The sequence below is a fragment of the Micromonospora yasonensis genome (assembly GCF_026013475.1).
In the GTDB taxonomy this organism is placed as follows: Bacteria; Actinomycetota; Actinomycetes; order Mycobacteriales; family Micromonosporaceae; genus Micromonospora; species Micromonospora yasonensis.
On sequence record NZ_JAPDPH010000010.1, the window covers coordinates 1 to 10,562 of the forward strand.

9 protein-coding genes are annotated in these 10,562 nt (G+C 73.2%); 8 read left to right on the forward strand and 1 reads right to left on the reverse strand.

Translation table 11 applies throughout. The features are described 5' to 3' along the window. Positions 1-304 precede the first annotated feature (304 nt). The 8 genes from ONA70_RS04070 to efeB all read left to right on the forward strand — a co-directional run bounded on the left by ONA70_RS04070 (position 305) and on the right by efeB (position 9,568). Positions 305-517 (forward strand): Trm112 family protein, encoded by a 213-nt coding sequence (locus tag ONA70_RS04070; protein ID WP_265004965.1) that lies wholly within the window; start codon positions 305-307, stop codon positions 515-517. Beyond that, complete coding sequence (locus ONA70_RS04075; protein ID WP_265004966.1) at positions 514-1,710, forward strand: SIS domain-containing protein; 1,197 nt, start codon at positions 514-516, stop codon at positions 1,708-1,710. Before ONA70_RS04070 ends, ONA70_RS04075 begins: the two co-directional genes overlap by 4 nt. A 76-nt stretch (positions 1,711-1,786) precedes the next feature. Next, a complete protein-coding gene (locus tag ONA70_RS04080; protein WP_265004967.1) occupies positions 1,787-2,812 on the forward strand; it encodes a cation diffusion facilitator family transporter in 1,026 nt (341 codons plus the stop codon). A gap of 2 nt (positions 2,813-2,814) precedes the next feature. After that, on the forward strand, positions 2,815-4,020 hold the full coding sequence (manA, locus tag ONA70_RS04085) for a mannose-6-phosphate isomerase, class I (protein ID WP_265004968.1): 1,206 nt from the start codon (positions 2,815-2,817) through the stop codon (positions 4,018-4,020). A 298-nt stretch (positions 4,021-4,318) separates the two neighbouring features. Beyond that, the gene (ahcY, locus tag ONA70_RS04090) at positions 4,319-5,818 is read left to right on the forward strand and encodes an adenosylhomocysteinase (protein WP_265004969.1); all 1,500 of its coding nucleotides are present in this window, start codon (positions 4,319-4,321) and stop codon (positions 5,816-5,818) included. Positions 5,819-6,113: 295 nt separating this feature from the next. Continuing rightward, positions 6,114-7,082 carry an iron uptake transporter permease EfeU gene (gene efeU / locus ONA70_RS04095; protein ID WP_265004970.1) on the forward strand — a complete coding sequence of 323 codons (969 nt, stop codon included), beginning with the start codon at positions 6,114-6,116 and terminating at the stop codon, positions 7,080-7,082. A gap of 30 nt (positions 7,083-7,112) precedes the next feature. Further along, positions 7,113-8,246: an iron uptake system protein EfeO gene (efeO, locus tag ONA70_RS04100; protein ID WP_265004971.1), complete on the forward strand. Its 1,134-nt coding sequence runs from the start codon at positions 7,113-7,115 to the stop codon at positions 8,244-8,246. After that, positions 8,243-9,568: an iron uptake transporter deferrochelatase/peroxidase subunit gene (gene efeB / locus ONA70_RS04105; protein WP_265004972.1), complete on the forward strand. Its 1,326-nt coding sequence runs from the start codon at positions 8,243-8,245 to the stop codon at positions 9,566-9,568. Before efeO ends, efeB begins: the two co-directional genes overlap by 4 nt. A gap of 3 nt (positions 9,569-9,571) precedes the next feature. On the opposite strand, the gene ONA70_RS04110 is transcribed toward efeB, so the two are convergent. Continuing rightward, positions 9,572-10,540, reverse strand: coding sequence for an RDD family protein (locus ONA70_RS04110; protein WP_265004973.1), 969 nt, complete (start codon positions 10,538-10,540; stop codon positions 9,572-9,574). Between the last annotated feature and the right edge of the window lie 22 nt (positions 10,541-10,562).

Sequence of the window (10,562 nt, forward strand, 5' to 3'; positions counted from 1 at the left end):
ACCGGCAACGTGTACGGGGCGCCCCCCGCCGCGGGCGGCCGCCCGGGTGGCGAGCCGCCGGCCGCCGGCCCGGACGCGACCAGCGTGTTGCCCCGCCCGCCTCGCTGAGCCCGGGTCCGGCCGCCCGCCGGGCGTTACGGTGACGGTGTGTGGCGGCGACCTGACCGGGTGACCACCACGCCGAGCGGCGGGTGCCGTTCGTGTCGAGACGTGGCACGGTGCCGGTGCCGGTTCGCCGATAAGATCGCGTGCGCCGGGCGGCACCGTCGACCGGTGAGACCGCCTTCGTGGAAGGAGCCGCGCCGTGGCCCTGGACCCGCAGTTGCTCGAGATCCTCGCCTGCCCGGACACACACCACGCCCCGCTCGACTACGACCCGCAGGCGCAGACGCTGACCTGCACCGAGTGTGGCCGGATCTTCGAGGTGCGTGACGACGTACCGGTGCTGCTGCTGGACGAGGCGCGCGGCGGGCCCGCGACGGACGACGCGCGCGGCGGCTCCGCGACGCAGCCGTGATGGAGGGTACGGCCGGGGTCAGCGGGCACCGGCACGCCGACGAGTCGCTGCTGGACGATCCCGATCGGCTGAACGAGCGGGATCCGGGCGGCATGCTGCGGTTCACCGCGTCCGCCGGCGCCCAGGTGCGCGAGTCGGCGGCGCTGGCCGCCGAGGCGAACCTGAGCGTGCTGGCCGACGAGGGTCGGCCCCGCGCGGTAGTCATCGCTGGCATCGGCACCGCCGGGCGTACCGGTGACGTGCTGGCCACGGTGGCCGGGCCGCGCTGCCCGGTGCCGGTGATCCCGCACCGCAGCGCGGGCGTGCCGGGCTGGGTGGGCGCGGCGGACGTGGTCATCGCGGTGAGCGCCTCCGGCCGCAGTCCTGAGGCACTGGGCGCCGCCGAGGCCGCGCACCGGCGGGGGGCCCGTCTGGTCGCGGTCGGCGCCCCGGACTCCCAGCTCCAGTCGGTGGCGGAGCGGGCCCGGGCGCCGTTCATCCCGGTGCCGCGGCGGGCTCCGGCCCGGGCCAGTCTCTGGGCGCTCACGGTGCCGGTCCTGCTGGCCGCCCGTACGCTCGGGCTGGTGAAGGTCAACGAGGCGGACCTGGCCGAGACGGCGGCCCGGCTGGACGCCGACGCCGACCGGTGCCGCCCGTCCGCCGAGTCCTTCGTCAACCCGGCGAAGTCCCTCGCGCTGGGCCTGGCTGGCTCGATCCCGATCGTCTGGGGCTCGTCCCCGCTGGCGACCGTGGCCGCCCGCCGGTTCGGTGACACGCTCTCCGCCAACGCCCGCTACCCGGTGGTCGCCGGGGCGCTGGGCGAGGCCGGCCGGGGCCGGGTCGGCCTGCTCGACGGCGTCTTCGGCGGCCTCGCCGAGGGGGAGCGGGACATCTTCGCCGACCCCGGCGAGGACGGTGACGACGGCACCCGGCTGCGGCTGGTGCTGCTGCGCGACGGCGGGCTCAACGCGGAGGACGACACCGACGAGCCGCTCGCGGTGGAGGAGCGCCGGGCCGACGCCGTGCAGACCCTCGCCGAGCGGCGCGGGGTGCGCTGCGACGTGGTGACCGCCGAGGGCGGTTCCGCGCTGGAGCGGCTCGCCTCGCTGGTGGCGGTCCCCGACTTCGCCTCGATCTATCTCGCCCTGGCACACGGGCTGGACCCGATGGCCGTTCCGGCCGTCACGGAGATGAAGGAGCTGGCGAACCAGTGAGCGAGCGGAGCGAGCGAGCCATTTGGCTCAGCAGCGCGGCGCCTCGCGCCGCCGCCGAGCGAAGCGAGGCGGTGGCGTGAGCGCCAACGGTGGGACGAGGGCGATCATCGCTGCCCTGGCGGCGAACATCGGCATCGCCGTCACCAAGTTCGTCGCGTTCCTGCTGACCGGCTCCTCGTCGATGCTGGCCGAGGCGATCCACTCGGTCGCCGACTCCGGCAACCAGGGTCTGCTGCTGCTCGGCGGCCGCCGGGCCAAGCGGGAGGCCACCCCGGAGCATCCCTTCGGGTACGGCCGAGAGCGCTACATCTACGCGTTCATCGTGTCGATCGTGCTGTTCAGCCTCGGTGGCCTGTTCGCGCTCTACGAGGCGTACCACAAGGCGAAGCACCCGGTGGCGATCACCAGCTGGCAGTGGGTGCCGGTGGGTGTCCTGGTGGTCGCGATCGGCATGGAGGGCTACTCGTTCCGTACCGCGATCAAGGAGTCGAACCTGATCCGGGGCAGCCAGTCCTGGGTGCGGTTCATCCGGCGGGCCAAGGCGCCCGAGCTGCCGGTGGTGCTGCTGGAGGACTTCGCCGCGCTGATCGGTCTGGTCTTCGCGCTGTTCGGCGTGGGGATGACGCTGGCCACCGGGAACGGCATGTGGGACGCCCTCGGCACCGCGATGATCGGTGTGCTGCTGGTGGTCATCGCGCTGACCCTGGCGATCGAGACCAAGAGCCTGCTGCTCGGCGAGGGCGCCGACCCGAAGGATCTGGCCGCGATCCAGCGGGCCGTCGCGGAGGGCCCCGAGGTGGAGCGGATCATCCACATGAAGACGCTCTACCTGGGCCCGGACGAGCTGATGGTGGCCGCGAAGATCGCCGTGCCGGCCTGCGAGACCGCCGAGGAACTGGCCCGGGACATCAACGCCGTCGAGGCGCGGATCCGCAGCGCGGTGCCGATCGCCCGGGTCATCTACCTGGAGCCGGACATCTACAGCGCGGCGGCGGAACGGGCCGGCACCGGACAGGCGTCGCACACCGCGGTGCCGCAGCCTGAGGCCACGTCCGACAAGCCGGCGGACGCCGACGAGGTGGCCGATCGACCCGGGAGCTGACCGTGGAGTTGCTGCAGGGACAGATCCGGGACTACGCCTGGGGCTCGCGTACCGCGATCGCCGAGTTGCAGGGGCGGCCGGTGCCGAGCGACGGGCCGGAGGCGGAGCTGTGGTTGGGTGCCCACCCGGGCGCGCCGGCCACGGTGGACCGGGAGGGCAGCCCGGTGAGCCTGACCGACCTGCTGCTCGCCGAGCCGGCGCACTGGCTGGGTGAGCGGCTGGTCGGCCGGTTCGGCACCCGGCTGCCGTTCCTGCTCAAGGTGCTGGCCGCGGACGCCCCGCTGAGCCTGCAGGCCCACCCGGACGCCGACCAGGCCCGGGCCGGGCACGCGGCCGACCCGGACCGGGTCAACTACGTCGACCCGTACCACAAGCCGGAGCTGCTGGTCGCGCTGAGCGAGTTCGAGGCGCTCTGCGGGTTCCGCGACCCGGCGGAGTCGGCGGCGGCGATCGCGGCGTTCGGCGTACCCGCGCTGGACCCGGTGGTGGCGGCGCTGCGCACCGGGCCGGCGGGGCTGCGGGAGGCCGTACGCCTGTTGCTGAGCTGGCCCGAGGCGGAGCGCGCCGGGCTGGTGGCGAGCGTGCTGACGGCGGAGGTCGCCAGCCCGGACGACGGCTCCGGGTCGCGGCGCGGCTCCAGACGCGCCGAGCCGGAGTCGTCGGACGCGGTGCTGGCCCGGGCTCTGGCGGTCGACTACCCGGCCGACCCGGGGGTGCTGGTGGCGCTGCTGCTGCACCACCTGCGGCTGGCGCCGGGCGAGGCGATCTGGATGCCGGCCGGCAACCTGCACGCCTACCTGCGCGGCACCGGCGTGGAGATCATGGCGGCCAGCGACAACGTGCTGCGTGGCGGGCTCACGCCGAAGCGGGTCGATGTGGACGAGCTGCTGCGGGTGCTGCGGTTCGAGGTGCTCGACGAGCCGGTGGTGCGCCCGGTGCCGGTGGCGCCGGGCGTGGTGACCTGGCCGGTGCCGGTGGAGGACTTCGCGCTGCACCGGGTCGAGGTGACGGCCGGCGAGGCGGGGGTGCGGCTGGCGCTGCCCGGCCCGCGCGTGGTGCTCTGCCGGGCCGGCAAGCTCGCGGTGGACGACGGGGTAGGCACGGTGGCCCTGGGGCCGGGGCAGGCGGCGGTGGGCACCGCGGCCGGCGGCCCGCTGGTCATCGGCGGCGAGGGTGAGGCGTACGTCGCCACCTGCGGTCTGCGCTGATCCCGGGAACCCGGAGGCGGCCCAGCGCTACGCCGACGGAACAAGTCCGACTTTCCCGAAATAGCTTGACGCACCCCTGCTGCGGTGTGACCCTATGGGTACGCAGCGTTGTCGCGACGAAGGTCCGGTGACGCGCGGGGAACCAAACCGGGGGGATGCACGGGGCGGCCGGGCCGTGGGCGGAGAGTTCCGTTCACCACCGACCGCCCCGTGCGCTGTCCCCCGTCCGGGCGCTGCCGCGGAAGCCCCCGCGCGTAAGGTGGAAGGCTGCGCACCACATCGTTCGACAGGAGCTTCCATGACCAGCACCCTCCCGGCGGCCCCCAGCGGCGCGTCGTCCGAGGCCCGGCCGAGCACCCTCGCCGAGGGCGACTACAAGGTGGCGGATCTGTCGCTCGCCGCGTTCGGGCGCAAGGAGATCCAGCTCGCCGAGCATGAGATGCCCGGCCTCATGGCGATCCGGCGTGAGTTCGCCGACGCGCAGCCGCTCGCCGGTGCCCGCATCACCGGCTCGCTGCACATGACCATCCAGACCGCCGTCCTGATCGAGACCCTGGTCGCGCTCGGCGCGCAGGTCCGCTGGGCGTCGTGCAACATCTTCTCCACCCAGGACCACGCCGCCGCCGCGATCGTCGTCGGCCCGAGCGGCACCCCCGAGGCCCCGGCCGGCGTCCCGGTCTACGCCTGGAAGGGCGAGAGCCTGGAGGAGTACTGGTGGTGCACCGAGCAGGTGCTCACCTGGCCGGACGGGCAGGCTCCGAACATGATCCTGGACGACGGCGGTGACGCCACCCTGCTCGTCCACAAGGGTGCCGAGTTCGAGAAGGCCGGGGTCGTCCCGCCGGTCGAGTCCGCCGACTCCGAGGAGTACGCGGTCATCCTCAAGCTCCTGCACCGCTCGCTCGCCGAGGACGGCCAGCGCTGGACCCGGATCGCCGCCGGCATCAAGGGCGTGACCGAGGAGACCACCACCGGCGTGCACCGGCTCTACGAGATGCACCGCAACGGCACCCTGCTCTTCCCGGCCATCAACGTCAACGACTCGGTGACCAAGAGCAAGTTCGACAACAAGTACGGCTGCCGCCACTCGCTCATCGACGGCATCAACCGGGCCACCGACGTGCTGATCGGCGGCAAGATGGCCGTCGTGCTCGGCTACGGCGACGTGGGCAAGGGCTGCGCCGAGTCGCTGCGCGGCCAGGGCGCCCGGGTCGTGGTGACCGAGGTCGACCCGATCTGCGCGCTCCAGGCGGCGATGGACGGCTACCAGGTCGCCACCCTGGACGACGTGGTCGAGCAGGCGGACATCTTCATCACCGCCACCGGCTGCTTCGACGTCATCACCAACGAGCACATGGCCCGGATGAAGCACCAGGCCATCGTCGGCAACATCGGCCACTTCGACAACGAGATCGACATGGCCGGCCTGGCGAAGCGCCCGGACGTCACCCGGGAGAACGTCAAGCCGCAGGTCGACGTGTGGCGCTTCGCCGACGGCCACGCCATCATCGTGCTCTCCGAGGGGCGCCTGCTGAACCTGGGCAACGCCACCGGTCACCCGAGCTTCGTGATGTCGAACTCGTTCGCCAACCAGACCATCGCGCAGATCGAGCTCTTCACCAAGACCGACGAGTACCCGATCGGCGTGTACGTGCTTCCCAAGCACCTGGACGAGAAGGTCGCCCGGCTGCACCTGGACGCGCTCGGCGCCAAGCTGACCACCCTGAGCAAGGAGCAGGCCGCGTACCTCGGCGTGCCGCAGGAGGGCCCGTTCAAGCCGGAGCACTACCGGTACTGAGTCCCGTCTGGAAGGGACCGGGGTCGGCCGCCGCGCGGCCGTCCCGGTCCCTTTTCGCGTACGCGGACACTCCGTCGGCCCCGGCGCGTCGCGCCGGCTCCCGGTGGCCAGGTGGGGCCGGATGGCCCTGGTGACCCTCGCCACCGGCGCGGAAAGTTGAGCTGACCAGCGCGTGTCCGGTTGCCGTCGGTCCGGGTGACGTTCTCCAGAACGACTTGACGGCGGCTCGGATCAGGAGCAAGGTATGGCTGCCCTAACTTAACTGAGGCGTGCCTAACCAACGACGGAGTGCTCGATGTTCGCCACGTACCTGATCGGCCTGCGGGAGGGCCTGGAGGCGGCCCTCGTGGTCAGCATCCTGGTCGCGTTCCTGGTCAAGTCGAACCGACGCAACCGGCTGCCGCACGTGTGGCTCGGCGTCGGCGCGGCCGTGGCCCTGTCGGTGCTCTTCGGTTGGCTGATCGAGTACACCTCGACCACGCTGCTGCGGACCTCGGAGTCGCGCGAACTCTTCGACGCGGTCACCTCCGTGGCCGCCGTGGTCTTCGTCACCTGGATGATCTTCTGGATGCGCAAGGCCGCCCGGAGCATCGCCGGTGAGCTGCGCGGCAAGCTGTCCGACGCGCTGGCCGTCGGCGCGGTCGCGGTGACGGGCATGGCCTTCCTCGCGGTCATCCGGGAGGGCCTGGAGACCGCGCTGATCTTCTACTCCGCCGCCGAGAGCGCGGCCGGCGGCGCCGGCCGGGGCCCGCTGCTCGCGCTGATCGGGGGCATCGCGACCGCCGTGGTGATCGGTTTCCTGCTCTACCGCAGCGCCCTGAAGCTCAACCTGAGCAAGTTCTTCACCTGGACCGGCGCGCTGCTGATCCTGGTCGCCGCCGGCATCTTCAAGTACGGCGTGCACGACTTCCAGGAGGCCGGCGTCCTGCCCGGGCTGAACAACCACGCCTTCGACATCTCCTCGGTGCTCGACCCGAGCACCTGGTACGCGGCCCTGCTGAGCGGCATGTTCAACATCACCGCCGCGCCGAGCGTGCTCGAGGTGGTCGCCTGGGTGGCGTACGGGGTGCCGGTGCTGGTGCTCTTCCTGCGCAAGCCGGGCAAGCCCGCTGCCCCCGCCAAGCCGGCCACCGCCCCGGCCGGGCCCGCCGCCGAGGCCGCGCCGACCGCCGAGGCCGCGCCCACCGACACTCCGGCCGACGCCGCGAAGGCCGCCGAGCCGGTCGCGACCGACGCCCCCGCCAGCCCGGCGCAGCGCGCCTGACCGCCCGTTTCCCGAGGAGACATCGCACCGATGCGTACCACTCGATTCGTCGTGCCCGCTGCCGCCGGGATGCTCGCCGTGGCCGGCCTGGCCGGGTGCGGGGGCGGCGACGACAAGCAGGAGGCGACGGCCGGCGGGCCGGTCGTGGTCAAGGCCACCGACAGCGCCTGCGAGGTCGGCAGGACCGAGGTCCAGGCCGGCCAGGTGAGCTTCAAGATCACCAACTCCGGCTCCAAGGTCAACGAGTTCTACGTCTACGCGGCCGGCGACCGGGTGATGGGCGAGGTGGAGAACATCGCCCCCGGCCTGAGCCGCGAGCTGCACGTCGAGCTGCCCGCCGGGACGTACGAGACGGCCTGCAAGCCGGGCATGAGCGGCCGGGGCATCCGGGGCGCGCTGAAGGTCAGCGGCACCGCCGCGAGCGTGGCGCCGGACGCCGCGCTCACCGAGGCCACCACCAGCTATCAGCGGTACGTGCAGAGCCAGACCGCCGCCCTGCTGACCAAGACCGAGGAGTTCGTCGCCGCGGTCAAGGCCAACGACGTGGCCAAGGCCAAGGCGCTCTACCCGGTGACCCGGACCTACTGGGAGCGGATCGAGCCGGTCGCGGAAAGCTTCGGCGACCTCGACCCGAAGATCGACGGCCGCGAGGAGGTCGTCGAGGAGGGCATGCAGTTCACCGGATTCCACCGGATCGAGAAGGACCTGTGGACCACCGGTGACGTCAGCAAGGACGGCGCCATCGCCGACCAGCTGCTCACCGACGTGAAGGCGATCGTCGCCAAGGCGAACGCCGAGAAGCTCACCCCGCTCCAGCTCGCCAACGGCGCGAAGGCCCTCCTCGACGAGGTCGCCAGCGGCAAGATCACCGGCGAGGAGGAGCGCTACTCGCACACCGACCTCTGGGACTTCAGCGCCAACCTGGAGGGCTCGAAGGCGGCCATCGCCGCGCTCCGCCCGGCCCTGGAGCAGCGGGCGCCCGAGCTGGTCAAGCAGCTCGACACCGAGTTCGCCAACGTCGAGGCCACCCTCGGCAAGCACCGCGCCGGCGACGGCTGGAAGCTGCACACCCAGCTCGGCAAGGCCGAGCTCAAGGAGCTGTCGGACAGCATCAACGCGCTCGCCGAGCCGATCAGCAAGGTCGCCGTGGTCGTCGCGCGATGACCACCGGAGCCGCTGGTGACGCGATGAGCGAGCCGAGCACCGCGACCCCAGCCACGACCGGGATGTCCCGGCGGCGGGCCATCACCCTGGCCGGGGTCGGCGTCGCCGGCGCGGCCGGGGTGGCGGCCGGCGTCACCGCGCTGGTCCGCGGCGGCGACCACGCCGCGGCGCACGAGGTGGCCGCCGGGTCGGTGCCGTTCCACGGCGAGCACCAGGCCGGCATCACCACCCCGGCCCAGGACCGGCTGCACTTCGTCGCGTTCGACGTGATCACCAAGGACCGGGCGAAGCTGGTCGCGCTGCTCCAGGAGTGGACCGCCGCCGCAGCCCGGATGACCGCCGGGAAGGACGCCGGCCTGATCGGCGCCGTCAACGGCGTGCCGGAGGCGCCGCCGGACGACACCGGCGAGGCGCTGGGCCTGCCGCCGTCTCAGCTCACCCTCACCGTCGGCTTCGGCCCGACGCTGTTCCGGGACGCCCAGGGCAATGACCGGTTCGGCATCGCCGGCAAGCGGCCGGCCGCCCTGGCCGACCTGCCGCACTTCGCCGGGGACGCACTCCAGCCGGAGATCTCCGGCGGCGACCTCTGCGTCCAGGCCTGCGCCAACGACCCGCAGGTGGCGGTGCACGCCATCCGCAACCTGGCCCGGATCGGCATGGGCGTGGTCAGCGTCCGCTGGTCGCAGCTCGGGTTCGGGCGTACCTCGTCGACCTCGCGGGACCAGGCCACCCCGCGCAACCTGTTCGGCTTCAAGGACGGCACCGCCAACCTCAAGGCCGAGGACGCCAACCTGCTCCGCGAGCAGCTCTGGGCGCAGCAGGGCGACGGGCCGGACTGGATGACCGGCGGGTCGTACCTGGTCACCCGCAAGATCCGGATGCAGATCGAGACCTGGGACCGCAGCTCCCTGGCCGAGCAGGAGCAGATCATCGGCCGGACCAAGGGCAGCGGCGCCCCGCTGGGCCGGCGCGACGAGTTCGACGAGCCGGACTTCGCCGCCAAGGGCGACGACGGCCAGCCCGTGATCGCCGAGACCTCGCACGTCCGGCTCGCCCATCCGAGCCAGAACAGCGGCGCGCACCTGCTGCGCCGCGGCTACAACTTCGTGGACGGCTCGGACGGGCTGGGCCGGCTCGACGCCGGGCTGTTCTTCATCGCGTACCAGCGGGACCCGCGCAAGCAGTTCGTGCCGATCCAGACCCGGCTCTCCCGGCACGACGCGATGAACGAGTACCTGCGGCACGTCTCCAGCGGGTTGTTCGCCTGCCCGCCCGGCGTCCGCGACGCCGCCGACTGGTGGGGGCGCGCGCTCTTCTCCTGACCGTCAGCGCTCCGCGTCGAGCGGGCTGGACTGTCCGCGTACCGGATGGGGCTGGGTGGGCACGGCGGGCCGCAACGCCATCGCGGGCGGTGCGGCGACCGGTGCCGGGACCGCGACCGGCGCGGGCGCCAGCTCCGGCCAGAGCGTGGCGGTCACCGCCCGGGTACGCCCCAGCCGGTGCGCCGCCCGGCGGTACCGCTCGGCCAGCACGGCGGCCAGGTAGGCCGGCTCGGGCGCGGCCCACGGGGGCGGCGGCGAGACGCGCGCGGCCAGCTCGGCCCACAGCTCGCGCCCCAGCAGGCCGCGCTCCGGCTCCGCCAACTGGTGCACCCGGCCCAGGTACTGCCGGACGGCCAGCGCCAATCCGTCGTCCAGCCGGGTCAGGTCCAGGGTGTGCGCCCAGGCCAGCAGCGGTGGCACCGCAGGTGGCAGCGGACGCCACACCCCGGCGCCCCGGGTGTGCACCACGAGCGTGCCGGCGACCAGGTCGCCCAACCGGCGACCGCGCGGGTCAGTCAGCATCACCGTCACGCTCGCCGCCCAGCTCAGCAGCGGCAGCACCAGCCCGGGCCACTCCACCGCGACGCCCACCAGGGCCCGGGTCAGCGACTGGCCCACGCCGACCGGTCCGCCGTCGGCGCGGACCACCCGCAGCCCCACCGCGAGCTTGCCCAGCGTCCGCCCGCCGACGAACCGCTCCATCAGCACCGGGTAACCGACCAGCACGAGGATGAGCAGCACGGTCTGCAACGCCCCCGCGAGAGCGCCGTCCACCACGTCCTGGAGCAGGAGCAGGACCACCGCCAGCACGGCCGACAGCAGCAGCGCGACCACCAGCTGGGCGAGCAGGTCGATCAGCAGGGCGAGCACCCGGGAGCCGAGCCGGGCCGCCCGGACGTCCAGCTCGACCGCCTCGCCGCTGACCAGACCGGCGTCGGCCCACCGGGCCGGTGGGGGAGGTTGCGCGCGCACCCCGACAGTGAACACTATTGGC